27 protein-coding genes are annotated in these 24438 nt (G+C 74.1%); 12 read left to right on the forward strand and 15 right to left on the reverse strand.

Going from position 1 to position 24438, the window contains the following annotated elements; all coding sequences use genetic code 11:
* Positions 1 to 68: 68 nt before the first annotated feature.
* Entirely contained in the window at positions 69 to 497 is a 429-nt protein-coding gene (locus K8Z61_RS06645; protein WP_374227917.1) for a cupin domain-containing protein, read from the reverse strand.
* A 73-nt stretch (positions 498 to 570) separates the two neighbouring features.
* Here K8Z61_RS06645 and K8Z61_RS06650 point away from each other — a divergent pair, with 73 nt between their 5' ends.
* Positions 571 to 1272, forward strand: a complete 702-nt coding sequence (locus K8Z61_RS06650) for a TIGR00266 family protein (protein WP_224127733.1) — start codon at positions 571 to 573, stop codon at positions 1270 to 1272.
* A 24-nt stretch (positions 1273 to 1296) separates the two neighbouring features.
* Here the strand turns inward: K8Z61_RS06650 and K8Z61_RS06655 are convergent, their stop codons facing one another.
* The 4 genes from K8Z61_RS06655 to moeZ form a co-directional block, all read right to left on the reverse strand.
* A complete protein-coding gene (locus tag K8Z61_RS06655) occupies positions 1297 to 1989 on the reverse strand; it encodes a 1-acyl-sn-glycerol-3-phosphate acyltransferase (protein ID WP_224127736.1) in 693 nt (230 codons plus the stop codon).
* A gap of 47 nt (positions 1990 to 2036) precedes the next feature.
* Positions 2037 to 2372, reverse strand: a complete 336-nt coding sequence (locus K8Z61_RS06660; protein WP_224127737.1) for an MGMT family protein — start codon at positions 2370 to 2372, stop codon at positions 2037 to 2039.
* A 50-nt stretch (positions 2373 to 2422) separates the two neighbouring features.
* Entirely contained in the window at positions 2423 to 3346 is a 924-nt protein-coding gene (locus K8Z61_RS06665) for a hypothetical protein (RefSeq protein WP_224127739.1), read from the reverse strand.
* A gap of 158 nt (positions 3347 to 3504) precedes the next feature.
* The gene (gene moeZ, locus K8Z61_RS06670; protein ID WP_224127741.1) at positions 3505 to 4731 is read right to left on the reverse strand and encodes an adenylyltransferase/sulfurtransferase MoeZ; all 1227 of its coding nucleotides are present in this window, start codon (positions 4729 to 4731) and stop codon (positions 3505 to 3507) included.
* A gap of 312 nt (positions 4732 to 5043) precedes the next feature.
* On the opposite strand from moeZ, the gene K8Z61_RS06675 reads away from it, so the two are divergent.
* Together K8Z61_RS06675 and K8Z61_RS06680 are read left to right on the forward strand one after the other, a co-directional pair.
* Positions 5044 to 5631, forward strand: a complete 588-nt coding sequence (locus K8Z61_RS06675) for a TetR/AcrR family transcriptional regulator (protein WP_224128744.1) — start codon at positions 5044 to 5046, stop codon at positions 5629 to 5631.
* A gap of 98 nt (positions 5632 to 5729) precedes the next feature.
* On the forward strand, positions 5730 to 5951 hold the full coding sequence (locus K8Z61_RS06680; protein WP_224127742.1) for a DUF3107 domain-containing protein: 222 nt from the start codon (positions 5730 to 5732) through the stop codon (positions 5949 to 5951).
* Positions 5952 to 6011: 60 nt separating this feature from the next.
* Here the strand turns inward: K8Z61_RS06680 and K8Z61_RS06685 are convergent, their stop codons facing one another.
* Positions 6012 to 6728: a ferritin-like fold-containing protein gene (locus K8Z61_RS06685; protein ID WP_224127745.1), complete on the reverse strand. Its 717-nt coding sequence runs from the start codon at positions 6726 to 6728 to the stop codon at positions 6012 to 6014.
* Between the two features lie 281 nt (positions 6729 to 7009).
* Here K8Z61_RS06685 and K8Z61_RS06690 point away from each other — a divergent pair, with 281 nt between their 5' ends.
* Complete coding sequence (locus tag K8Z61_RS06690; protein ID WP_224127748.1) at positions 7010 to 8470, forward strand: DEAD/DEAH box helicase; 1461 nt, start codon at positions 7010 to 7012, stop codon at positions 8468 to 8470.
* Positions 8471 to 8553: 83 nt separating this feature from the next.
* Here K8Z61_RS06690 and K8Z61_RS06695 read toward each other — a convergent pair whose 3' ends face one another.
* Complete coding sequence (locus K8Z61_RS06695; protein ID WP_224127751.1) at positions 8554 to 9204, reverse strand: L,D-transpeptidase; 651 nt, start codon at positions 9202 to 9204, stop codon at positions 8554 to 8556.
* A gap of 8 nt (positions 9205 to 9212) precedes the next feature.
* A complete protein-coding gene (locus tag K8Z61_RS06700; protein ID WP_224127754.1) occupies positions 9213 to 9989 on the reverse strand; it encodes a ParA family protein in 777 nt (258 codons plus the stop codon).
* A gap of 61 nt (positions 9990 to 10050) precedes the next feature.
* On the opposite strand from K8Z61_RS06700, the gene K8Z61_RS06705 reads away from it, so the two are divergent.
* Positions 10051 to 10827: an SDR family oxidoreductase gene (locus K8Z61_RS06705; RefSeq protein ID WP_224127757.1), complete on the forward strand. Its 777-nt coding sequence runs from the start codon at positions 10051 to 10053 to the stop codon at positions 10825 to 10827.
* A gap of 3 nt (positions 10828 to 10830) precedes the next feature.
* Here the strand turns inward: K8Z61_RS06705 and K8Z61_RS06710 are convergent, their stop codons facing one another.
* The 6 genes from K8Z61_RS06710 to K8Z61_RS06735 all read right to left on the reverse strand — a co-directional run bounded on the left by K8Z61_RS06710 (position 10831) and on the right by K8Z61_RS06735 (position 17549).
* Positions 10831 to 11727: a PHP domain-containing protein gene (locus K8Z61_RS06710; protein WP_224127760.1), complete on the reverse strand. Its 897-nt coding sequence runs from the start codon at positions 11725 to 11727 to the stop codon at positions 10831 to 10833.
* Positions 11728 to 11783: 56 nt separating this feature from the next.
* Positions 11784 to 12470, reverse strand: coding sequence for a DUF6758 family protein (locus tag K8Z61_RS06715; RefSeq protein ID WP_224127763.1), 687 nt, complete (start codon positions 12468 to 12470; stop codon positions 11784 to 11786).
* 31 nt (positions 12471 to 12501) lie between these two features.
* Positions 12502 to 13062 carry a histidine phosphatase family protein gene (locus K8Z61_RS06720; RefSeq protein ID WP_224127767.1) on the reverse strand — a complete coding sequence of 187 codons (561 nt, stop codon included), beginning with the start codon at positions 13060 to 13062 and terminating at the stop codon, positions 12502 to 12504.
* Positions 13063 to 13107: 45 nt separating this feature from the next.
* Complete coding sequence (locus K8Z61_RS06725) at positions 13108 to 15066, reverse strand: CASTOR/POLLUX-related putative ion channel (protein WP_224127769.1); 1959 nt, start codon at positions 15064 to 15066, stop codon at positions 13108 to 13110.
* A 163-nt stretch (positions 15067 to 15229) separates the two neighbouring features.
* On the reverse strand, positions 15230 to 16276 hold the full coding sequence (locus tag K8Z61_RS06730) for a MaoC family dehydratase (protein WP_224127771.1): 1047 nt from the start codon (positions 16274 to 16276) through the stop codon (positions 15230 to 15232).
* Positions 16277 to 16361: 85 nt separating this feature from the next.
* Complete coding sequence (locus K8Z61_RS06735; protein WP_224127773.1) at positions 16362 to 17549, reverse strand: acyl-CoA dehydrogenase family protein; 1188 nt, start codon at positions 17547 to 17549, stop codon at positions 16362 to 16364.
* Between the two features lie 227 nt (positions 17550 to 17776).
* Between K8Z61_RS06735 and K8Z61_RS06740 the strand changes: the two genes are divergently transcribed.
* The 5 genes from K8Z61_RS06740 (at position 17777) to K8Z61_RS06760 (ending at position 22416) form a co-directional block, all read left to right on the forward strand.
* Positions 17777 to 19042 (forward strand): magnesium transporter MgtE N-terminal domain-containing protein, encoded by a 1266-nt coding sequence (locus K8Z61_RS06740; protein ID WP_224127775.1) that lies wholly within the window; start codon positions 17777 to 17779, stop codon positions 19040 to 19042.
* Positions 19039 to 19578, forward strand: coding sequence for a DUF1003 domain-containing protein (locus K8Z61_RS06745; RefSeq protein WP_224127777.1), 540 nt, complete (start codon positions 19039 to 19041; stop codon positions 19576 to 19578). The genes K8Z61_RS06740 and K8Z61_RS06745 overlap by 4 nt, the downstream gene beginning before the upstream one ends.
* A gap of 139 nt (positions 19579 to 19717) precedes the next feature.
* Entirely contained in the window at positions 19718 to 20737 is a 1020-nt protein-coding gene (locus K8Z61_RS06750) for an SMP-30/gluconolactonase/LRE family protein (RefSeq protein WP_224127780.1), read from the forward strand.
* 129 nt (positions 20738 to 20866) lie between these two features.
* A complete protein-coding gene (locus K8Z61_RS06755) occupies positions 20867 to 22030 on the forward strand; it encodes an Mrp/NBP35 family ATP-binding protein (protein ID WP_224127783.1) in 1164 nt (387 codons plus the stop codon).
* A 50-nt stretch (positions 22031 to 22080) separates the two neighbouring features.
* Entirely contained in the window at positions 22081 to 22416 is a 336-nt protein-coding gene (locus K8Z61_RS06760) for a sec-independent translocase (RefSeq protein WP_224127785.1), read from the forward strand.
* A 14-nt stretch (positions 22417 to 22430) separates the two neighbouring features.
* Here the strand turns inward: K8Z61_RS06760 and K8Z61_RS06765 are convergent, their stop codons facing one another.
* Positions 22431 to 22988 (reverse strand): hypothetical protein, encoded by a 558-nt coding sequence (locus tag K8Z61_RS06765; protein WP_224127788.1) that lies wholly within the window; start codon positions 22986 to 22988, stop codon positions 22431 to 22433.
* A gap of 182 nt (positions 22989 to 23170) precedes the next feature.
* Between K8Z61_RS06765 and K8Z61_RS06770 the strand changes: the two genes are divergently transcribed.
* Positions 23171 to 23854 (forward strand): LysM peptidoglycan-binding domain-containing protein, encoded by a 684-nt coding sequence (locus tag K8Z61_RS06770; protein WP_224127791.1) that lies wholly within the window; start codon positions 23171 to 23173, stop codon positions 23852 to 23854.
* A complete protein-coding gene (locus tag K8Z61_RS06775; RefSeq protein WP_224127794.1) occupies positions 23851 to 24399 on the forward strand; it encodes an Rv3235 family protein in 549 nt (182 codons plus the stop codon). The genes K8Z61_RS06770 and K8Z61_RS06775 overlap by 4 nt, the downstream gene beginning before the upstream one ends.
* The last annotated feature ends 39 nt before the right edge of the window (positions 24400 to 24438 follow it).

A 24438-nucleotide genomic window follows, 5' to 3' on the forward strand; every position in this document is an offset into this window, starting at 1 on the left:
CGGCGCGGGCCCGCACGGGCGGCTCCGAAAGACTCGGCCACCGGCGAGGCGACCGGCTCGCAGCCCGCTCAGCGCTCGGGCGCGAGCTCCCAGTCGGCGAAGTCGAAGCCCGGCGAGACCAGGCACGACACCAGCGCGTCCGCGTCGGTCGGGAGGGTCCGCTGCCAGGTGCCGGCGGGGACCACCACCTGCGGCTCCCCCGGCGCGGCGACCCCGAGCAGCCGTGCCTCGACGACCTCGGCCGGCGCGGCACCGGCGCCGCCGAGCTCGAGCCGCACCGTGCCGGCGCCGGCGATCCACACCTCGTCGGAGGCCACCCGGTGCCAGGCCGACGCGGCGCCCGCCGGCAGCAGGTAGGCGATCAGCGTGGCGGTCGGGCGCGTCCGCCCGTCGGGCAGCGTCACCGTCACCGGGCTGGTCCAGGTGCGGCGGTAGTGGCCCCCCTCGGGATGCGGCGCGAGGTCGAGGGCGCGGACGAGGTCGTCGGCAGTGGTCACGTGGCCCATGATCCCGCCCCGATCCCGCCCCGATCCCGCCCGCCAGAGGGCGCGGCGTCGCTACGCTCCGCCCATGCGCACCGAGGTCATGTACTCCCCCGCCTACGCCACCGCCAAGCTCACCCTCGCCGCCGGCGAGACGGTCCGGGCCGAGTCCGGCGCGATGCTGGCCATGTCGGCCGGCGTCGCCATGGAGACGTCCACCCAGGGCGGCGTCCTCAAGGGGCTCAAGCGCGCCGTGCTGGGCGGGGAGTCGTTCTTCATGAACACCTTCACCGCCCAGGTCGACGGCGCCGAGCTCTACGTCGCGCCGAGCCTGCCCGGCGACGTCGTCGCCTGGCCGCTCAACGGCACCCTGTACGTGCAGTCGGGCTCCTTCCTGGCCTCGTCGGCCGGCATCACGGTCGACACCCAGTGGGGCGGCGGCAAGACCTTCTTCTCCAGCGAGGGGCTGTTCATGCTGCGCATCGCCGGTCAGGGCGAGCTCGTGCTGAGCAGCTACGGCGCGATCCACGCCATCGACCTGCAGCCGGGCCAGACCTACACCGTCGACACCGGACACATGGTCGCCTGGACCGAGGGCGTGCAGTACCAGGTCCGCAAGGTCGGCAACTGGAAGTCGACGCTGTTCTCGGGCGAGGGCCTGGTCTGCGACCTCACCGGCCCCGGCCGCATCTACGTGCAGACCCGCAGCACCGACGCGTTCCTCGGCTGGTTGATCCCGAAGCTCCCCACCCCGCAGTCGGGCAACAGCGGCGGCGGCCTCTTCTCCTGACGCCGGCCGGGCGTCCCGCACGGCTCAGGCGGCGGGACGCTCGTTGAAGACGCCCGCCTCCTCCTGACCGCTCAGCGCGGCGATGGCGGCCATCACGCGATCGGTGACGAGCCGGCGTGCGCGCCCCGGCGCGACGCCGTCGTAGGACGTCTCGGCCTGCGGCCCGACGACGTGGATCGGCGCACCGAAGCGCACCGTCACCCGCGCGAGGCGCGGCAGGCGCGCGCCGACGGGCTGCAGCCGCTCGGTGCCGATCAGGCCCACCGGGACGATGGGCACCCCCGCCGTCAGCGCCAGGTGCGCGACGCCCGTGCGGCCGCGGTAGAGCCGGCCGTCCCGCGAGCGCGTCCCCTCGGGGTAGAGGCCGAACGCCTCGCCCCGGGCCAGCACCTCCAGCGCGGTGTCGAGGCTGGCGAGCGCGGCCCGCGGGTCGTCGCGATCGACCGGCAGCATGCCCAGCCCGGAGAACCACGCCCGGCTGAGCGCGCCGACGACGCCGGAGCCGGTGAAGTAGTCCGACTTCGCCAGGAACACGACCTTGCGGGGCACCACGATCGGCAGGACCACGGAGTCGGCGAAGCTGAGGTGGTTGCTGGCCAGCAGCACCCCGCCCTCGGCGGGCACGTGCTCGAGCCCCTCGACGCACGGGCGCCACAGGGCGCGCGCGAGCGGCGGGATGACGGGGTGGAGGAGGCGGTAGAGCGGATCCTCGGCCATGCGCGTCAGTCTGCTGGTTACCGGCGGGTCCGCCGAAGCGGTGCCGATCACCCCTCCGCGACGTCGGGCTCCGGCGCCTTGGGCGCCTCGGGCGTCCACAGCGCCCGCGCGAGGTCGACGGCGCCGGACGCCCGCAGCGGCGTCCCCTCGGCGAGGTGCTCGACGCGGGCGCGGGCACGCAGCGGCGGCGGGACGCTGCCGTCCGCTCGCACGACGCGCCACCAGGGCACGCCGCCGCCGTGCTCGGCGAGGACGGCGCCCACGCGACGCGGGCCGAAGCGGCCGACCGCGCGGGCGACGGCGCCGTAGGTGGTGACGCGCCCGGGCGGCACCGACTCGACCGTCGCGAGGACGGCCTCGAGGTAGTCGTCGGGGTGCCGCACGGGCGGGGAGCCTACGCGGGGCGAGCGGCCGGGCCCGCCCCGCGCGGGCGTCAGGGGAGCGGCAGGCTCGGCGCGCCCGGCAGGGCCGGGAGACCCGGCAGGCCGCCGCCCGGCAGGCCGGCGCCGGTGAACGGCTCGGTGCCGAGGGCGAGGCGCAGGCCCGGGATGCCCGAGTGCTTCTGCGCGAACGCCAGCTCGCGACCGAGGTCGCCGATGTTGTTCGACAGCGGCAGCGGCGCCAGGCCGACGGTCGACAGGGTGCCGATCGCGCGGCCCTTGGCGTCCAGGAAGCCCGAGCCGGAGTCGCCGGGGATGCCGGGGGTGAGCGAGTAGAGGCCGTGGCTCCAGCCGCCGTCGGCGGCGTCGTCGCCGAGCGCGACGCCGTACTTCGGCGAGAACGGCGCAGCGCCGCCGCGCAGGCTGGAGTTGCCGTAGCTGTAGAGCTGGTCGCCTGCGGCGAGGACGACGCCCTTGGCGGCCGGGGCCGCGACCGGGCCGCCGAACTGCGGGACGCTCGGGTTGACCTTGCCGCGGTCCTTGCGGGCCACCTTCACCAGCGCGAAGTCGTTGTACGCGCAGGTGTTGGCGTCCTTGGTGCCGAGGCGGCGCATGGTGATCCACGACGAGTACGCCAGGCGTCCGGTGGCGAGCACGGTGCCGTCGGCGACCGGGCTGCCGCCCTCGGCGAAGGTGACCTTCGTGCCCAGCGGCACGGAGTCGACCTTGCAGCCGTCGGTGTCGGTCGACTCGCCCTTGCCGGCGCAGTGCGCGGAGTAGCCGAGGTAGACGTCGCCGCGGCTGTCGGTGAAGACGAAGTTCGACGTGCACTGGGCGCCGTCGGTGTACGCCTGCGTGCCCGGCGTGAGCACGGCCGAGGCGGCAGGGGCCCAGGCCGCGTAGCGGCGGGTCGTCGGGGCGGCCTCGGCGGAGCCGGGCGCGAGGGAGGCGAGGAGGGCCGCGACGAGGGCGGCCACGAGGGCGAGCGCAGCGGGGACCCGCAGGGACCCGAGCGAGCGAGCGAGTGGGAGGGAGCGCATGTCACGGACAACGACGTCGGCCCCGGACCGTCACGGTCCGGGGCCGACGAGGGCCGGAGTCTCAGCGACTCCTCAGCATCGAGGCGAGTCGCGTGTCAGTAGGACGGCTGGCTCGGGTCGATCTGGTTGACCCAGGCGACCACGCCGCCGCCGACGTGCACGGCGTCGTCGTAGCCCGCGCCCTTGATCACCGCGAGCGCCTCGGCCGAGCGCACGCCCGACTTGCAGTGCAGGACGACCTGGGTGCCGGAGTCGACGCTCGGCAGCTGCTCGAGGGCGTTGCCGTTGAGGAACTCGCCCTTGGGGATCAGCACCGAGCCCGGGATCCGGTTGATCTCGAACTCGTTGGGCTCGCGCACGTCGACGAGCACGAAGTCGCGGCTGCCCTCCTCGCGCTCCTTGAGCATGTGCTCGAGCTGGGTGACCGAGATCGTCGAGCCCGCGGCAGCGTCGGCGGCCTCGTCGGAGATCGCGCCGCAGAAGCTCTCGTAGTCGATCAGGCCGGTGACGGTGGGGTTCTCGCCGCACAGCGCGCAGTTCGGGTCCTTGCGCACCTTCAGCTTGCGCCAGGTCAGCTCGAGGGCGTCGTAGATGACCAGCTGGCCGACAGCGGGGTCGCCGGCGCCGGTGAGCACCTTGATCGCCTCGTTGACCTGGATCGAGCCGATGCTCGCGCACAGCACGCCGAGCACGCCGCCCTCGGCGCAGCTCGGCACCATGCCCGGCGGCGGCGGCTCGGGGTACAGGCAGCGGTAGCAGGGCGCGTCGACCCGGTTGCCGTCGGTGTCGACCGCGTGCGGCCAGAAGACCGACGCCTGGCCGTCGAACCGGTAGATCGAGCCCCACACGTAAGGGATCTTCAGGAAGTACGCGGCGTCGTTGACCATGTAGCGGGTCGCGAAGTTGTCGGTGCCGTCGACGATGAGGTCCCAGCCCTCGAAGATGCGCAGGACGTTGTCGTTGTCGAGGCGCTCCTCGTAGACGACGACCTCGATCAGCGGGTTGATCTCGGCGACCGACTCCTTCGCCGAGACCGCCTTCGGACGGCCGACGTCGGACTGGCCGTGGATGATCTGGCGCTGCAGGTTCGACTCGTCGACCTCGTCGAACTCGACGATGCCCAGGGTGCCGACGCCGGCGGCGGCGAGATACATGAGCGCGGGGCTGCCGAGGCCTCCGGCGCCGATGACCAGCACCTTCGCGTTCTTCAGGCGCTTCTGCCCGGTCATGCCGACGTCCGGGATGATCAGGTGGCGGCTGTAGCGGCGGACCTCGTCGACGCTCAGCTCGGCGGCCGGCTCCACGAGTGCTGGGAAGGTCACGTCCGGACTCCTCGGTTGCGGGGTGGCGGTTCTCTTGACGATCGGTGACAACGTCGGGATCGCCCGCGCGTGTTCCCGCGACGTCCCGGCCCCCTGATCGTCGCGCACCCGGCGACGCCGTGCGGCGTCGGCGCGGGGCGTCCCGTCATCCGGACCCCCGGCTACTGCGGAGTAGGCTGCGGCCTCCGAGGCCCGCCACCCACGCGCGGCCCCGTGCACGATCGACGATCGACGAGGAGCACCACCGTGACGACTGGGCAGCACGCCGGCCGAGCCCATCCGGAGGCCGAGGCCCGCCCCCGCGGCGGCCGGATGCCGCGCCGCGAGCGCCGGGCGCAGCTGCTCGACTCGGCCCTCGAGGTCTTCGTCGCCCAGGGCTACCACGCCGCGGCGATGGACGACATCGCCGATCGCGCCGGCGTGTCCAAGCCGGTGCTCTACCAGCACTTCCCCGGCAAGCTCGACCTCTATCTCGCGCTGCTCGACTCCTCGTGCGACGCCGTCATCGCGAACTGCCGGGCCGCGCTGGAGTCGACCCCCGACAACAAGCTGCGCGTGGCGGCGACCATCGACGCCTTCTACGACTACGTCGCCAACGACACCGGCGCCTTCCGGCTCGTCTTCGAGTCCGACCTCACCAACGAGCCGGCCGTGCGCGAGCAGGTCGACCGCGTCACCCACGAGTGCGCCGCCCTCATCGCCGAGGTCATCCGCGACGACACCGGCCTGCCGCAGCCCGCGTCGCGCCTGCTCGCGGTCTCGCTGGTGGGCATGGCGCAGGTCAGCGCCCGCTTCTGGCTCTCCGAGGGCGGCGGCATCGAGCGCCCCCAGGCCGCGGCGCTGGTCGCGGGCCTCGCATGGCGCGGCATCGGCGGCTACCCCAAGGCCGACGAGCGCTGACGCCCGGGCCGGTCGCGCCCCTCCTCCTCGTCCCGCCCCGTAGGCTCGCCTCGCACCGTCCGACGACCGCCGTCGGGCGGCTGGACCCAGGAGGAACCGTGGAGGTCAAGATCGGCATCCAGCAGGCCGTCCGCGAGCTGGTGGTCGACACCGACAGCTCCCCCGACGACGTCGCGCAGCTCGTGGCCGACGCCGTCGCGAACGACGGCGTGCTGACCCTCAAGGACACCAAGGGCCGCACGATCATCGTGCCGAGCGCGAAGCTCGCCTACGTCGAGATCGGCACCAGCGCCCTCGGCACGGTCGGCTTCCGCAGCTGACCGCGCCGACGCACCACGACGGGGCCCGAGCCGCACGGCTCGGGCCCCGCGTGCATCCGCTCAGGACTCCAGGCCGAGGCGGGCCATCCGGTCGGTGTGCCGCTCGGTGAGCCGGGTGAACATCCGGCCGATCGCCGCGAGGTCGAGGCCCGGACGGTCCACGCCGCCGGCCAGCAGCGACGACAGCGCGTCGCGCTCGGCGGCGACCCGCTGCGCCTGGGTGAGCGCCTCCCCCATCAGGCGACGGCCCCACAGCGCCAGCCGCCCGCCGAGGCGGTGGTCGGCGGCGATCGCGGCGCGCACCCGCTCGACGGCGAAGTCGGCGTGGCCGGTGTCCTCGAGCGAGGCGAGCACCAGGTCGCGGGTGTCGGCGTCGAGGAACGCCGCGATCTCGCGGTAGAAGTCGTCGGCCAGGCCGTCGCCCACGTACGCCTTGACCAGCCCCTCCCACCAGTCGGCCGGCTGCGTGCGCTCGTGGAAGGAGTCGACCGGCGCGCGGAAGGGCCGCATCGCCTCGTACGGGTCGGCGCCGAGCGCCGCGATGCGCTCGTGCAGCGCGGCGACCCGACCGAACTCGGCTGTCGCCATGCCGACGATCGCGACCTTGTCCTCCAGGGACGGCGCGAGCTGGGCGTCCTCGGCGAGCCGCTCGAACGCGGAGATCTCGCCGTAGGCGATGACGCCGAGCAGGTCGACGACGGCCTCGCGGTAGGCCGGGTCGGAGAGCGCGAGGGCGTCGTCCGGGATCTCGGCGGGAGCGTCGTCGCTGGGCACCATGGGCCGCACTGTAACGGCCCGGCGACCGGCCGAGTCGCCCGGGAAGCCGCGCGCACGACGCCCAGCGAGTACCCTGGTCCTGCACGCCCTGTGCACCCGGCCGCCGCTCCCGACGACGACGTCGTCGCCGAGGGTCGACGCGGCCCGTATGTGCGCGGCAGGCCCGTGACCTCACCCTCATCCGTGACTCGACCCGGCCCGCCGCATTCCGACACGAATCGGCCTGACCGTCCGAGATCACGAAAGCGAAGAGAACACTGACCACCTTCCGCGAGCTCGGGGTGCTCCCCGAGATCTGTGACGCGCTCGAGCGCGCCGGCATCACCACGCCCTTCGCCATCCAGGAGATGACGCTGTCGGTCGCCCTGCAGGGCACCGACCTGATCGGCCAGGCCCGCACGGGCACCGGCAAGACCCTCGCCTTCGGCATCCCGGTGCTGCAGCGCAGCACGCCCGTCAGCGCGCCCGGCTACGCCGAGCTGCCGCAGGGCAAGCCGCAGGCCCTGATCGTCACGCCGACCCGCGAGCTGACCATCCAGGTCGCCAGCGACCTCAGCCTCGCCGGCGCCGACCTCGGCCTGCGGGTCCTCACCGTCTACGGCGGCGTGGGCTACGAGCCGCAGCTCGAGGCCCTCGAGTCCGGCGTCGACGTCGTCGTCGGCACCCCGGGGCGACTGATCGACCTGGCCAACAAGCGCGCCCTCGACCTCTCCCACGTCCACGCCCTCGTGCTGGACGAGGCCGACGAGATGCTCGACCTCGGCTTCCTGCCCGACGTCGAGAAGCTGCTGCGCATGACGCCCAAGAACCGGCAGACGATGCTGTTCTCGGCCACCATGCCCTCGGCGATCGTCGCCCTGGCGCGCATGCACATGAACACGCCGATGAACATCCGCGCGGAGTCCTCGTACGAGAACGCCACCGTGCCGGCCACCGAGCAGTTCATCTACCAGGCCCACGACCTCGACAAGCCGGAGATCATCGGCCGCATCCTCCAGGCCGACGACGTCGAGAAGGTCATCGTCTTCACCCGCACCAAGCGCCAGGCGCAGCGGGTCGCCGACGACCTCGTCGAGCGCGGCTTCAGCGCCAGCGCGCTCCACGGCGACATGGCTCAGGTCGCGCGCGAGAAGGCGCTGGCCCGGTTCCGCGAGGACAAGCTGAAGGTGCTCGTCGCGACCGACGTCGCGGCCCGCGGCATCGATGTCCGCGGCGTCTCGCACGTCATCAACGCCACCTGCCCCGAGGACGACAAGACCTACGTCCACCGGATCGGCCGCACCGGCCGCGCCGGCGCCACCGGCAAGGCGATCACCTTCGTCGACTGGGCCGACCTGCACCGCTGGAAGCTCATCAACAAGGCGCTCGACCTGCCCTTCGACGAGCCGCAGGAGACGTACTCGACCTCCGAGCACCTCTTCACCGACCTCGGCATCCCGGCCGGCACCAAGGGACGCATCGCGCCGCCGAAGCCGGTCGAGCGCGCCGAGCGTCCCGACCGCGGGGAGCGTCCCGAGCGGGCGCCGCGCAACCGCAACCGCAGCCGGACGCGCACCCGCAACGGCCAGCCCGTCGAGGGCGACGCGGCGTCCGCCGCCGGGACGTCCGCCGCCCCCGCCGCCACGGACGGGGACTCCCCCGCGCCGCAGGGCGAGGGCTCCGGCGCCCCGCGCCGCCGTCGCCGCCGTCGCGGCGGGTCCGGGGGCTCCGGCGAGTCCGCGGCCGCTCCGGTCGCCGACTGAGCCGCACGCACCACGACGGGCCCCGGGGCACTCCCCGGGGCCCGTCGTCGTCCTGCGGGGCGGTGCGTCGCCCGACGCGTCGCTCAGGCCACGACGACGACGCGCGTGCCGAGCGGCGCGAACCGCCACAGCCGCTCGGCGTCGGCGGTGCGCTGCCGGATGCAGCCGTGCGAGCGCGGCGTCCCGAGCGCCGCGACGCTCTGCACCGGCCGACCGTCGTCGACCGGGATGGTGTGGAAGCCGATGGCGGCGCCGCTGGGCCCGCGGGCGAAGCGCACGAACAGCCGCATCGTGCCGGAGTCCTCGATGCCGACGGCCCGCATCGAGCGCGACCACACGGCGTACCGACCGGGTCGCAGGTTGTCGGTGACCGAGCCCGAGACCAGGTAGGTCGAGCGCACCCGGTCGTCGCGGTCGACCAGCCAGACCCGCTGCCGGCCCTGGGAGAACACCACGCGGCGCCCCGATCCGCTGGCGGCGGGCAGCGCGCGCAGCCGCGCCGGGCTGGGGACGAGCGCCCGCACGGCGGCGAGGTCGACGGCCGGGGAGCCGACCGCGGTCGGGGCGGCGGACGTCGGAGGGGCCGCGGGCGCGGCGTAGGCCGGCTCGTCGGCGCCGGTCGGCAGCACGCCCACGCCGCCGAGCACCGCGACCAGCGTCGTCACGACCGAGCCCGCCAGCAGCGCGATCCGCCCGTAGCGGGGTCGGACCGTGCGCGCGTGCCGGCCGCCCACGTCGGGCCTCAGGCGCGCTGCGCGCGGGCGACGAGGTTGACCGCGACCTCGCGGTAGGCCTGGGCGCCCTTGTTCGAGCGGTTCGTCGCGAGGATCGAGCGGCCGGCGGCAGGCGCCTCGGCGAACTTGATCGTCTTCGGGATCGGCGGCTCGACGACCTCGAGGTCGTAGGTCTCGGAGATCGTCTCCAGCACGGTGCGCGCGTGGTTGGTGCGGCCGTCGTAGAGCGTCGGCAGGACGCCCCACACCTGCAGCCCGCGGTTGGTGAACCGGCGGACGTCGTGGACGGTGTCGAGCAGCTGGCCGACGCCGCGGTGGCTGAGGGTCTCGCACTGCAGCGGGACGAGCACGCCCGTGGCGGCGGTCAGGGCGGCGACGGTGAGCACGCCGAGCGAGGGCGGGCAGTCGAGCAGCACCCAGTCGTAGGCGACGCCGTGCTCGGCCAGCTGCTCCAGGACGCCGGCCACCACGTGCTCGCGTCCGGTGCGGGTGAGCAGGTCGGCCTCCGCGCGCGCGAGCTCGATGGTCGCGGGCAGCAGGTCGACGCCGTCGTCGGTGTGCACGATGACCTCGCGCGGGTCGAGCCCCTTGGTGAGCACGTGGTGCACCGACAGCTCGAGGTCCTCGGGGTCGATGCCGAGGGAGAAGGTCAGGCACGCCTGCGGGTCGAGGTCGACCAGCAGCACGGAGTGGCCCAGCTCGGCGAGCGCTGCGCCGATCGAGGCGACCGAGGTGGTCTTGGCGACGCCGCCCTTCTGGTTGGCGATCGCGAGTGTCGTGGTCATCGCAGGCCATCATGCCGGACGATCGGTCGCGCGCGGCTCACCTGCTGCTCTACTGGGCACCATGAGTCCCGCTCCCGCGTCCCGCACCGCCCTCGTCACCGGGCCCTCGGCCGGCATCGGCCTGGCCTTCGCCGAGCAGCTGGCGGCGTCCGGCCACGACCTCGTCCTGGTCGCCCGCGACGTCACCCGGCTGGAGGAGCTCGCCGCCCGGCTGCGCTCCGAGCACGGCATCGGGGTCGAGGTGCTCGGCGCCGACCTCACCGACCGCGACCAGATGCGCCGCGTCGAGGAGCGCCTGGCCGACCCCGCCCGGCCGATCGACCTGCTGGTCAACAACGCCGGCTTCGGCCTCAAGGACCGCTTCCTCGACAACCCCGTCGACCGCGAGACCGCGATGCTCGACGTGCTCGTCACCGCGGTGCTGCGACTCTCCCACGCCGCGCTCGGCCCGATGGCCGCCCGCGGGCACGGCGGCGTCATCAACGTCTCGTCCGTCGCCGGCTTCCTGCCGCGCGGCACCTACTCGGCGGCGAAGGCCTGGGTGAACCGCTTCGGCGAGTGGGCCGCCCAGGAGTACCGCGCGCAGGGCGTCGTCGTGACGACGCTGTGCCCCGGCTTCGTGCGCACCGAGTTCCACGAGCGGATGGGCGTGAGCCAGGGCTCCGCGCCGTCGTGGCTGTGGCTCGACGCCCACGACCTCGTGCGCGAGGCGCTCGCCGACCACGCCGCCGGCAGGGCGCTGTCGATCCCGAGCGTGCGGTACCGCGCGATCAGCACGGCCGCCCGGGTCGTGCCGACCCCGCTGCTGCAGCGCTTCCAGGGCCTCGGGCGGCGGTAGCGGCTAGCGGGCGCGGCGCGACGCCGCGTCCGCCGGACGCTCCGCGCCCCGGCCCGCGACCCGCGCGGCCTCGGCGGCCAGCGCCATCAGCCGCTCGTACTCCGCGGGGTCGGTGGTGTTGCAGCCGAGGTCGTGGTCGACCTTGCCCGTGCCGTGGTGGTCGCTGGACCCCGTGACGACGAGGTCGAGGTCGCGGGCGATCGCCCGCAGCCGCGCCCGCTGTCCGGGGTCGTGCTCCTGGTGGTCGACCTCGAGGCCGGTGAGCCCGGCGGCCGCCAGCCCGGCGAGGTCCTCGGCGTCGGGCACCTCCTCGCGTCGCCGTCCCCACGCGTGCGCGAGGACGCTGACGCCGCCGGCCTCGCGGACCAGCGCCAACACGTCGGTCAGCCGCGCCGCGTAGCGCTCGACGTAGGCGGGACGACCCGGGTTGAGGAAGCGGGCGAACGCCTCGTACCGGTCGGCGACGACGCCGAGCCGCACGAGCGCGTCGGCGACGTGCGGCCGCCCCGGTGCGACGGCGTCGTCGTTGGCGGCGTGGACGTCGTCGGCGTCGATCGCGATGCCGAGCCCCTGCAGCCGCGCCAGGGTCTGCGGCAGCCGGTCGCGGCGTCCCTCCAGGATGCGGGCGAGCTGGGCGACCAGCGGCGGATGGTCCGGATCGGGCAGGTACGCCAGGAGGTGCGCGCCGCGGCCCCGGTGCCGGGCGCTGATCTCGATGCCGCGCACCAGCGCGAGGCCGTGCTGCTCGGCGGCCTGCGCCGCCTCGTCCCAGCCGGCGGCGGTGTCGTGGTCGGTCAGGCCGAGGACGTCGAGCCCGGCCGCGGCGGCCGCCGCGACGAGCTCGGCGGGTGCGTCGGTGCCGTCGCTGGCCCGGGAGTGGGCGTGGAGGTCGATGCGCACGCGGCCAGCCTACGAGGGCGTCGCAGCGCGTCCGGCCGTGCGGGCGGCAGGTCCGCTCACCAGCGCGGGCCCGGACCCCCGAAGGGCAGCTCCACGAGCGGCGGGCCGACGCCCGAGACGTCGCGCAGGATCCAGTCGTCGCGCAGCAGCAGGATCGCCGAGGCGGGCCGCACGACCAGCCACAGCCACCGGCCGCCCGCCTCGCCGGCCACCACCGAGCGGTCGAGGTCGCCGTCGAGGGCGGCGGTCGAGACCGGCCACAGCGGCACCGAGGAGCGGCCCACCCGCACACGCACCAGGGGCGCATGCGCGCCCAGGCCGCGCCACGGGTCGGTGTGCCCGAGCCCGGCGCAGCGGGCGCCGAGCCCGGTGCCGGGCTCCTCGACGACCACGGTGAGGTCGACGGGGCCGTCGAGCTGGCTGGAGCCGGCCACGCTGGTCAGGGTCGCCGCGGTCGGGGCGTCCGCGCCGCCGACGGAGGCGAAGTCGGTGACCCGCCAGCCGGGGCTCAGCGGCCACGGCAGCAGGGTCGGGAACGCGTCGGCCGTGGCCAGCAGGTGCCGGGCGAAGCCGTCGTAGCTGACCTCCGGCGCCCGCCGCAGCGCGCGCGTCGCGCCGTGCTCGGGACACGCGTGGGTGGCGCCGCGCGGCTCGACCACCGCGTCCGACGCCAGGCGCGCCACGGGCGCCGAGCAGCGCGGGCACTCCGGCGTCACCGGGACGGGGTCGGACGGGCTGGACACGCCCCTACGGTCGTGCCGCCCGCGGGAGCCGTCAAGCGTTCCAGCGGGTGACGACGGCGTCATCGCGCCGGCGGCCGAGCACGCTGATCGTCGTGGTGTCCAGCGGCAGGTGACGTCCCTCGGAGACGGGGAGGCCGAGCCAGCGGGCCGCGACCGCCGGCAGGGCGTGTCCGTGGGCGAAGAGGAGCGCGCGGCCCTCGACCCCCGCGAGCCGCGCGAGGACCGCGTCGATCCGCGCCGCGACCTCCTCGGCGGTCTCGCCGCCCGGCACCGGATGCGTCCACACGCTCCAGCCCGGCACGGTCTCGCGGATCGTGGCGGTGGTGACGCCCTCGTAGTCGCCGTAGTCCCACTCGACGAGGCCCGGCTCGACCTCGGCGTCGGGGAAGCCCGCGAGCTCGGCGGTGCGGCGCGCCCGCTGTCGCGGACTGGTCAGCACGAGCGCGAACCCGACGTCGGCGAGCCGCGGCGCCAGCGCCCGGGCCCCCTCCTCCCCCTCCGGCAGCAGCGGCAGGTCGGTGGTGGAGGTGTGGCGCCCGGCCACGCTCCACTCGGTCGCCCCGTGGCGCACCAGCCACACCTCGTCGGCCATCGTCTCCCCCTTGCACGGGCGACGTCGCGCGAGGCCGACGTCGCGTCAGTCGTTCGCGAGCACGACGATCCTGTCACCCGGCTGCACCGTGAGCGACGTCGACTTGGCCGGGTTCACCTGGACGCCGAACTCCGTGCCCGCGTCGGCCAGGGAGTCGGACTTCCAGCCGATGGCGGTCTCGCCGCGGCGGATCGCGCCCTCGACCACGCTGGCCCACGACACCTCGACGCCCGGACGCACGTACCACTCGGCCGGCCGCAGGTAGATCTCCGCGCCGTCGGCGCCGAGCAGCTCGGAGAAGACCGCCTCGAGCCGGCCGTCCTCGGAGAGCTGGGTGACGATCAGGCTGACGATCTCGCCGCTGACGACCACGTCGTCGATGCTCGCGACCTGGGCGAGCACCCGGTTGCGGTCGTCCATCATCTCGCTGACCACGGCGGTGTCGGCGCCGAGGCGGCCCAGCACGTCGCGCACGTGGAGCAGCGTCACCAGCGTGCGGGCGTCGGCGGCCTGCGGCTCCAGGTCGTCGGAGTAGCAGAGGACGATCACCTGGTCGAGGCCCCCGACGACGTGCTGCTCGAGGGTGGCGCGGTCGGTGGTCGAGCCGCGCACGACCTCGACCTGCAGCGTCTCCAGCGGCGGCACGACCGGCACGCCGTGCGTGGTGAGCACGGTGAGCGTGGAGCCCGGGGTCGCGTAGCGGTCGAGCTCGGCGAGCATGAGCGGCGCGCGCTCGTTCCAGCCGATCATCACCGCCCGGCCCGGGTGGTCGTCGCTGGCGGTGGTCTCGCCGAGGTGCTCCTCGACCGGCTCGGCGAGCGCGCGGCCCGCGGCGTCGAGGACGTCGTCGTCCTCGGCGACGAGGATCAGCGTGCTCGCGCCGACGACCGTGTCGGGCGCGGGGTTGAGCGTGCTGACGCCGTCGGGGCCGATGAGGCCGATCAGCGAGGCCGCCTCGAACCGGTGCTGCGCCTGCGCGTAGGTGAGCTCGGCGAGCGGGTGCTCGGCGAGGAAGTAGATCTCGTCGCCGTCGTAGTCGAAGAGCTCGGTGTAGACCGCCGAGGCGCCGGACTGGCGCGAGGTCTGGACGACCAGCTTGGCCACCGTCTCGCGGATGTCGAGCAGGGTCGTCCGGTCGGCGCCGACCAGCCGGGCGGCCTCGAGGTTCGTCGGGTTGCGGATCTCGGCGACGATGCGCGGGCCGTCGCCCCCGTCGTGGGTCAGCGCCAGGAGCGTCTTGATCACCTCGGCGTCGGGGTCCTCCGACGCCGGCGCCAGCAGGATCACCGAGCGGGCGGTGCGGTGGCTGGCGACCGCCAGCTCGTCGACGTCCATCGGCGAGCCGCTGCGGCACACCACCCGGGTGCCGCGCAGGTCCGGCACCTTGGCCCGGATCTCCTCCTCCATCTCGACCTTGTCCTTGTCGGCGAGCACGACGATCACCGGACGGCGACGGCTCTCGTTCGCGATCGAGAGCTCGCGCAGGATCGTGAAGATCGAGTCCGACCAGCCGAGGATCACGGTGTGGTCGCGCTCGAGCACCAGGGACCGGCCGCGCTGCAGCTCGGCGATCTTGGCGTCGATGCCGGCGGCGATCACGCCGATCAGCGCGCTGACGATGAACAGGCCCGCGATGGTGAGCGCGAGCATCGTCAGCAGGAACCGCCAGCTGCCGGTGTCGCCCGCCACCGTGCCGGGGTCGAGGGCGTGCATGAGGGCGCTGAAGACCTCGTGGCCGTACCCCTCGCTGCCCCCGTCGCGCAGGCCGAGCAGCGCGGTGATCGTGCCGAAGAGCAGGATCAGGACGAGCGTGACGACGCTGAGCCAGGCGATCAGGGCCGGCGTGCCCCGCGACATCGAGTTGTCGAAGAGATACCGCGCCCGGTCGCTCCACCGCACCGTCGGCGCGATCTGCTGCGCCGCCTTGACGCTGCTGCTCCCCGTGCCCCGCTCGGCCATCGCCGCCGTCGTGCGCTGACGCATCTGCCGTCCCGTCTGTCCCATGGGCGGCATGGTCCCGCACCCGCGGGGTCCGTGTGATGCCCTTCACCGAACTGAGACGGGTGCTTCGGGGCCGCCCCGACGACGACGGCCCCGACCCGCCGAGGGCGGATCGGGGCCGGGTCGGGGCCGGGTCGGGGCCTGGTCGGGGCCTGGGGCCGGGGGGTCAGCGCGGGACGAGCACCCAGTGGTCGAGGTCGAGCAGCACGCCCTCGGCGTACTTCCCGTCCTCGCCGCGCAGCGTCGTCGTGGTGTCGCGGCCGCGGGTGGCGACCAGGCGCAGCCTCAGGGCGCCGACGCCCGGCGCCGAGGTCTCGGCCTTGTCGAGCACCTCCGACCACGCGTAGACCGTGTCACTGGCGAAGGCGGGCGACACGTGGGCGCCAGCGTTGATGGCCACGATCAGCTGCGCGTTCGCCAGCCCGTTGAACGCCAGCGCGCGGGCCAGCGAGATGACGTGGCCGCCGTAGACCAGCCGGCGGCCGTCGGGGCGGGCCTCGGTGTTGAAGTGCACCTTCGCGGTGTTCTGCCACAGCCGCGTCGCCATCATGTGCTCGGCGTCGGTGAGCGTGACGCCGTCGACGTGGTCGATGCGCTCGCCGATCTCGTAGTCGTCGTAGCGGTGGGGCTCCCCGGCCGCGACGACGTCGTAGTCGCTGAAGTCGAGCCCCTCGGGGATCACGAGGTCGGCCGGGTCGACCACCGCGGCCAGCTCGGGCACGACCGTCTCGGGCGCGGGGGCCTCGACGTCGCGCTTGTGCACCATCACCCAGCGGGCCCACTCCAGCACGGTCGCGCCGTGCTGGTCGGTGGCGGTCGAGCGCACGTAGACGACGCCCGTCCTCCCGTTGGAGTTCTGCTTCAGCCCGATGACCTCCGAGCGGGTGCGGATCGTGTCCCCCGGCACGAGCGGACGGTGGAAGCGGCACTCGGCGTAGCCGAGGTTGGCCACGGCGTTGAGCGAGACGTCCGGCACGGTCTTGCCGAAGGCGATGTGGAAGCCGATCAGCTCCTCCACGGGCGCCTGCGGCAGGCCCACCGACGCGGCGAAGGCCGCCGACGACGGCAGGGCGAAGCGGGTCGGGTAGATCGCGCCGTACAGCGCGCGGTCGCCCTCGGTGATCGTGCGCGGAGTGGCGTGCTCGATGACCTGACCGAGGGCGAAGTCCTCGAAGAAGTTGCCGGGGTTGGTCTTGCTCGGGCTGGTGCTCATGGGGATGGCCTCCGGGGCGGACGTGCGACGACCGGCCCGCGGAGGCGGACCGGTCGTCGTCAGGGGTGCGGGTGGGGGGCGAGCGTCAGAGCTTGTAGGTCTTGAGCAGCTGACGGCCGATGATCATCTTCTGGATCTCGGCGGTGCCCTCGCCGATGATCAGGAACGCCGACTCCCGGTAGAGGCGCTCGATCTCGTACTCCTTGGAGTAGCCGTAGCCGCCGTGGATGCGGAACGACGCCTCGACGACCTCGTTGCAGTACTCGGCCGCGAGGTACTTCGCCATGCCGGCCTCGACGTCGTTGCGCTCGCCCTTGTCCTTGATGCGGGCGGCCTTGACCATGAGCGCGTGCGCGGCCTCGACCTTGGTGGCCATCTCGGCGAGCTTGAACATGATCGCCTGGTGCTGGGCGATCGGCTTGCCGAAGGTCTCGCGGGTCTGGGCGTAGGCGGTGGCGAGTTCGAAGGCGCGGTTCGCGACGCCGGTGGCGCGGGCGGCGACGTTGACGCGGCCGACCTCGACGCCGTCCATCATCTGGTAGAAGCCGTTGCCCGGGGTGCCGCCGAGGATCTGGTCGGCGCTGATCCGGTGGCCCTCGAGCACCATCTCGGTGGTGTCGACGCCCTTGTAGCCCATCTTCTCGATCTTGCCGGGGATGGTGAGGCCCTGGGCGGTCTCGCCGAAGCCCGGCTCCTTCTCGACCAGGAAGGTGGTCATGTTCTTGTAGACCGAGTCGGCGCCCTCGTCGGTCTTGACCAGCAGGGCGGTCAGGTTGGACGACCCGCCGTTGGTCAGCCACATCTTCTGGCCGGTGATCTCGTAGCCCTCGCCGGTCTTGACGGCCTTGGTCGAGATCGCGGAGACGTCGGAGCCGGTGCCCGGCTCGGACATCGAGAACGAGCCGCGGACGTCGCCGACGGCCATGCGCGGCAGGTACTTCTGCTTCTGCTCCTCGGTGCCGTGGTGCATGAGCAGGTAGGCGACGATGAAGTGGGTGTTGATGACGCCCGAGACGCTCATCCAGCCGCGCGCGATCTCCTCGACCGCCAGCGCGTAGGTGAGCAGCGACTCGCCGAGACCGCCGTACTCCTCGGGGATCATCAGGCCGAAGACGCCGAGCTCCTTGAGCCCGTCGACGATCGCCTGCGGGTACTCGTCGGCGTGCTCGAGCTCGTTCGCGACCGGGATGATCTCCTTCTCCGTGAAGGCGCGGACGGCCTTCAGGATCTCGATCTGGTCGTCGGTGAGCCCATCGGTCTGGCACAAGCGCATTGCGGCATCCTGTCGTGAAGGCGAGATGATCGTCTGAACTTTATTACTCGCGAGTCACTTGCAACACCGCGGAGGGCCAGCGGTGAGGGTGATCACACCCACTGTGACAGGCCGACGGGCGCCGTCCCGGCCTCGTCCGGCCCGCGTCCGGCCTGCGTCCGGCCCGCGCCCTCCGGGACACCCGCTCGGATCCCGGCGCCGCCGCAGCCGGGCGGTAGCCTGCGCGGGTGAGCACCACCGGACGGGTCTACATCGCGCGTCTGGTCGGTCTCCCCGTCTTCGACCCGATCGGCGAGCAGGTCGGCAAGGTGCGCGACGTCGTCGCCTCGGTGCGCGGCGAGGGCAGCCAGCCGCGGGTCCTCGGCCTGGTCGCCGAGGTGTTCGGCCGGCGGCGGATCTTCGTCCCGATGACCCGCGTCACCGCGATCGACGCCGGCCAGGTCTACACGACCGGCCTGCTCAACATGCGCCGCTTCGAGCAGCGCGCGACCGAGACCCTGGTCATCGCCCAGATGCTCGACCGCTCGGTGCGCATCGCCGACACCGGCGTCGAGGGCGCCGTCTACGACGTCGGCATGGAGCAGGCGCGCAACCGCGACTGGGTGATCAGCCGGGTCGCGGTGCAGGAGGCCGGCAAGGGCCTGCGACGACGCGGCCAGACGCACGTCGTCGAATGGCGCGACGTCACCGGCCTGCACCGCTCCGACCAGACGCAGGGCGCCACCCAGCTGGTCGCCGCGCTCAACGAGATGCGGCCGGCCGACGCCGCCAGCATGATCCACGAGCTGCCCGCCGAGCGACGCACGGCCGTCGCGGCGGCGCTCGACGACGAGCGGCTCGCCGACGTGCTCGAGGAGCTGCCCGAGGAGGACCAGGTCGAGATCCTCGGCCGGCTCGACTCCGAGCGCGCCGCCGACGTGCTCGAGGAGATGTCGCCGGACGACGCCGCCGACCTGATCGCCGAGCTCCCGCCCGAGACCGCGGCCACCCTGCTGGAGCTCATGGAGCCGGAGGAGGCCGAGGACGTCCGCCGGCTCATGTCCTACACGGCCGACTCCGCGGGCGCGATGATGACGCCCGAGCCGGTGATCCTCGGGCCCGACGCGACGATCGCCGACGCGCTCGCCCACATCCGCAACCCCGAGCTCACGCCGTCGGTGGCGGCGCTGGTCTACGTCTGCCGACCCCCGCTGGAGACGCCCACCGGCCGCTTCCTGGGCGTGGCGCACATCCAGCGGCTGCTCCGCGAGCCGCCCTCCACCCTGGTGGCGGGCGCGCTGGACGACTCGCTCGAGCCGCTGCGTCCGGAGATGACCAAGGACGACGTCGCCGCCCATCTCGCCACCTACAACCTCGTGGCGGCCCCGGTGGTCGACGAGGCCGGGCGCCTGCTCGGCTGCGTCACCGTAGACGACCTGCTCGACCACATGCTCCCGGAGAACTGGCGCGACCGCGCGGCCGGGCGCGGGACCGGACGCGGGACGCCGCGATGAGCGAGACCCGCCGCGAGCGGCTCGACACCCCGCGCGACCAGCGTCGTCCGCTGGTGCCGCGCCCGCATCTGGACGCCGACGCCTTCGGCGTGTTCGCCGAGCAGTTCGCGCGGTTCATGGGCACCGCCGCCTTCCTGCTCTACATGAGCGCGTTCGTGCTGGCGTGGGTCGCCTGGAACCTGCTGGCGCCCGCGTCACTGCGCTTCGACGAGTACCCCTTCATCTTCCTCACCCTCATGCTCAGCCTGCAGGCCTCCTACGCGGCGCCGCTGATCCTGCTCGCGCAGAACCGGCAGGAGACGCGCGACAAGGTGATCGCGGAGCAGGACCGTCAGGCCAACAGCCGGGCGCACGCCGACATGGAGTTCCTGGCGCGCGAGGTCGCGTCGCTCCGCATGACCATGGGCGACATGGCGACCCGCGACTACCTGCGCTCGGAGCTGCGCGGCCTGCTCGCCGAGCTCGACGACCGCTCGGCGCTGCGCGAGTCCGAGCGCCGGCGCGCAGGCGCGGACGAGGGACCCGACCCCGCCTGACGCCGACCCGGCCCACCCCCACGGGCCTGGCGATGTCGGTGGCCCGTGTCACCGTGGACGGCGTCCCGTTCTCGGCGCCGGGACGTCCACGCGGCTCCCCGCGTGCACCACGCCCCGGCGTCCCGACCCTGGAGCGAGCATGTCCCCCCTCTCGGAAGCCCCTGTCCGCCGTCGTCCGCGCCGTCGTCTGCGCGTCACCGTCGCCGCCGGCCTGATCGCGCTGAGCGCCCCGCTCGCCGCGGCCCCGGTGCTCGCCTCGCCGGCGGGCCCCTCCGCCCCCGCGGCCGACGGCGCGGCCGCCCGCGAGCGCGCGTCCTTCCCCACCTCCATCCCACTGCCCGACGGCTTCCAGCCCGAGGGCATCGCGATCCGCGGCACCAGCGCCTACCTCGGCTCCCGCGCCGACGGCGACCTCTACCGGGTCGACCTGCGCACCGGTCGCGGCACCACGATCAGCCAGGGGCCCGGCACCGCGTCGGTGGGCCTGAAGATCGACCGCCTCGGCCGCCTCTTCGTCGCGGGCGGCGACGCCGGCACCGTCCGGGTGGTCGACGCGCGCACGGGCCGCCTGCTGCGCACGTACCGCGTCGCCGCGCCGGGCGCCGAGACCTTCGTCAACGACGTCCTGATCACCGCCCACGACGTGTGGGTCACCGACTCGAGGGCCGCGCGGCTCACCCGCATCCCCCTCGGTCGCGGCGGCCGCCTGCCCGCCGCCGCCCGCAGCCTGCCGCTGTCGGGCGCCTGGACGCAGGACCCGGGGGTCAACAACGCGAACGGCCTCACCACCACCCCCGACGGTCGGGCGCTGCTGGTCGTCGACTCCTCCGACGGCCGGCTCCACCGCGTCGACCCGCGCACCGGCGTCACCACGGTCGTCGACCTCGGCGGCGCGGCCCTGACCAACGGCGACGGGCTGCTGCGCACCGGTCGCACGCTGCTCGCGGTGCAGAACCGGCTGAACCGGGTCGCCGTCGTCCGGCTCTCCACCGACGGGCGCTCCGGACGCCTGGTGCGCACCCTGACCGACGAGCGCTTCGATGTCCCGACCACCGTGGCCCGGCTCGGCTCGCGCCTCTACCTGCCGAACGCGCGGTTCTCGACCCCGCCGACCCCGACGACGACCTACGCGATCACGGCGATCGAGCTGCGCCGCTGAGCGGTCGCCGGCCCCGTCGTCCGGCGAGGCCCGCGGTGCGATCCGCACCGTCGGCGCCGGCTCCCCCGCCGTCCGCGGCCGGAGCCGGCGCCGTCGATCGCCCGAGGCCCGCCTAGACTCGAGAGCATCATGAGCGCATCTCTCCTCGAGCAGGTCCAGGCCGCGCTGGCCACCGTCAACGACCCCGAGATCAAGCGGCCGATCACCGAGCTCGGCATGGTCGAGTCCGTCGAGATCGACGACGCCGGCGCGGTCTCGCTGACGGTCCTGCTGACGGTGGCGGGCTGCCCGCTCAAGGACACCATCAACCGCGACGTCACCGCGGCCGTCGGCGGCATCGACGGGGTCACCGACGTGCGCCTGACCCTCGGCGTCATGACCGACGAGCAGCGCTCGCACCTGCGCGAGGTGCTCGGCCAGGGAGGCGCGCAGCGGGAGATCCCCTTCGCGCAGCCCGGCTCCCTCACCAAGGTCTACGCGATCGCCAGCGGCAAGGGCGGCGTCGGCAAGTCGTCGGTGACCGTCAACCTGGCGCTGGCGATGGCCGCGCAGGGCCTGAAGGTCGGCGTCGTCGACGCCGACATCTACGGCCACTCCGTGCCGGCCATGCTCGGCGTCGTCGACAGCCGGCCCACGCAGGTCGACGACCTGATCATGCCGGTGCCGACCGCCTCCGGCGTCTCGGTCATCTCGATCGGCATGCTCAAGCCCCGCCGCGACCAGGTCATCGCCTGGCGCGGGCCCATGCTCGACCGCGCCCTCGTGCAGATGCTCGCCGACGTGTACTGGGGCGACCTCGACGCGCTGCTGCTCGACCTGCCGCCGGGCACCGGCGACATCGCGATCTCGCTGGGCCAGCACCTCCCGGGAGCCGAGGTCGTCGTCGTCACCACGCCGCAGGAGGCCGCGGCCGAGGTCGCCGAGCGCGCCGGCACGATGGCCTCGATGATGCACCAGCGGGTCGTCGGCGTCGTCGAGAACATGAGCTACCTGCCCTGCCCGCACTGCACGCCGGAGGGTCGCGACCACCGACTCGAGGTGTTCGGCTCCGGCGGTGGCGCCCGCGTCGCGCAGACCCTCTCCGAGCGGTTCGGCTACGACGTCCCGCTGCTGGGGCAGATCCCGCTCGACGTCTCGCTGCGCGAGGGCGGCGACGCCGGCAAGCCGATCGTCGAGTCGGATCCCACTGCTCCGGGCGCGGCGGCGCTCACCTCGATCGCGCAGCGCCTGGCCGGCCGCGGACGCGGTCTCGCGGGCATGCAGCTCGGCCTGACGCCGAGCAATCGGTTCTGATCCCGAGCCCCGCACGGCGGTCCCGCCCACCCGACGTCTAGGCTTCAGCCGTGTTCGGCATCGGCTTCATGGAGCTCGCGGTGATCGCGGTCGTGGCCATGGTGGCCTTCGGCCCCGATCGGCTGCCCGAGTTCGCGAAGCAGGCGGCGAAGATGCTGCACCAGGTGCGGCAGATGGCGCGCTCGGCACGTGATGAGCTGCGTGACGAGCTCGGCCCGGAGTACTCCGACCTCGACCTGCGCGATCTCGACCCGCGGCAGATCGTCCGCAGGCACATCATCGAGGCGATGGAGGAGGTCGAGGCCGAGGAGGCCGCCCGCCGCAGCCTCGACGGTCCGGTGCTGCTCGAGGGCGACATCCCGCCGTTCGACGTCGACGCCACCTAGCCTCCGGCGCGCCCCTACGCCTCGCGGCTGGCCAGCGCCGCGACGCTGGCCAGCGGCACCAGCACCGCCTGGTCCGCCACCACGAGCTCGACGAAGTCCGCGCCGACGCGTCGGACGATGCCGTCGAGCCGCCCTCCGTCGCGCCGCTGCAGACGCACGACCGTCGGCGTGCCGGCCAGACGGCGCAGCACCGACCCCGGCCCCAGCCGGGCCAGCGGCGACCACGCGACCTCCGGCAGCGCGCGGTCGGACGCACCGACGACGGCGCCCAGGGCGTCGTGCACCAGCACCCAGTCGCGGTCGGCGACCCGCAGGTGGCTCCACGTCGCGGTGACCCGCACCAGCTCGCCCCGCAGCCACCCGACGTGCGGCAGCTCGAGCGCGACGGCGGTCCCGACCGAGGCCATCAGCCGGCCGGCGAGCCGCACAGAGAGGTACTCCGACCGCGCCCGGTCGGCGACCTCCAGGGAGCGCTCTACGTCGTAGAGGGCCTCGGCCTGCTGCTCGAGGTCGGCCAGCACGTCGACCAGCGAGGTCCAGGAAGGATCGGGAGCGCTCACGACCGCGGACATCCCCAGGATTCGGCAGTTGCAAACACGTGCAGGGCCTCAGCCGACGGCTGCGAGGTGATGCTGGGGAAGAAGCGTTGACGACGGGCCTCGACGGTCCTTGACTGAGGCCAGCAAGCGTAAACGCACGCAAACGCAACGATCTCTCGGGAGTGGCCATGGGCCGGACGCGTCGTCTCGCGACGGTGACGCTCTGCAGCCTCGTCTGCGCGTCGCCCGCGGTGCCGCTCGTACGAGCCCTCCGCGCCGCCGGCCTCCCGGCCACGCCGGAGGCCGCGCTGTCCTCCCTGGCGCTCGTCGTCCTGCTGGCGTGCCTCGCCTGGGCCTGGGCCGTGGCGGTGGCCGTCGTCCGCGAGGCCGCGACCGGACGCCGCAGCGTCCTCGCCCGACGCGCTCCCGCGTGGCTGCGACGCGCGCTGCTGGCCGGCTGCGGCGTCGCCGTCGTCTCCGCCTTGGCCGCCCCGGCCGGCGCCGTCGACGGGCCGAGGCACGAGCCGTCGGCACCCGCCTCCCCCGTCGCCGGTCTGCCCTACCCCGGGCTCCCCGCGTCCACGGCCGCTCCCGCCGCGGCGCCCTCGCTGCGCCCGGTCTCGGCAGCGGTGCCCGGCCACACGGCCCCGCGCGCGCCCCGGACGCACGTGGTGGCTCCCGGCGAGTCGCTGTGGTCGATCACCGCGGACCTCCTGGGCCGAGACGCCCGCGACGCCCGGATCGCCGCGAGCTGGCCGCTGCTGCACCGCGCGAACCGCGACTCCGTGTCCGACCCCGATCGGCTGCGCCCCGGGCAGCGTCTGCGGATCCCCCCGGCACTGCGCCACCCCGACCTCGAGCACCACCACCCGTCCCCTCTCGGAAGGACCCGACCATGACGCGCATCCCCTCGACCCCGGGCCGCCCGGGCGGCCGACCCGGCACCGTGCTCCGCCTGCCCCTGCGCGGCGCGGAGCGGCCCGCGCCGCCGCTCGCCGTGCACGGCAGCTCCGCCCTCGATCTCGACGTGCTCGTCGAGCCGGAGGCCGACGTCGAGCCGACGCGGCCCGTCATCGACGACGCGGCCGCCCGTCGACGTCACCTGCAGGGCGAGGTCTGGGCGCACCGCTACATGCAGGCCGCGGTCGAGATCGTCGGCGGCGCGCGTCCGCCGGCCCAGCTGATCCGCTGGTCGACCCGCGAGGTGCACGACGACCTCGTCCGGCGCGCGGTGCTCGTCCACCGGGCCTCCGGTGCTCGTCCCGGACAGCAGCGACCGCACCCGACGCGTCCGCACCTGGTCAGCGTGCGCAGCAGCGTGGTGCGGCCCGGCGTCCTCGAGACCTGGGCCCACGTGCGGTACGGGCGACGCTCCCGCGCGGTCGCGGGACGCTTCGAGCTGCGTCACGGTCGCTGGCAGTGCACCGCGCTCGAGTTCGCCTGAGCCGGCGTCCGACGCGACAGGGCCGCCTCCCGTCGGGAG

Source organism: Nocardioides sp. TRM66260-LWL, assembly GCF_020075545.1.
Classification (GTDB): Bacteria; Actinomycetota; Actinomycetes; order Propionibacteriales; family Nocardioidaceae; genus Nocardioides.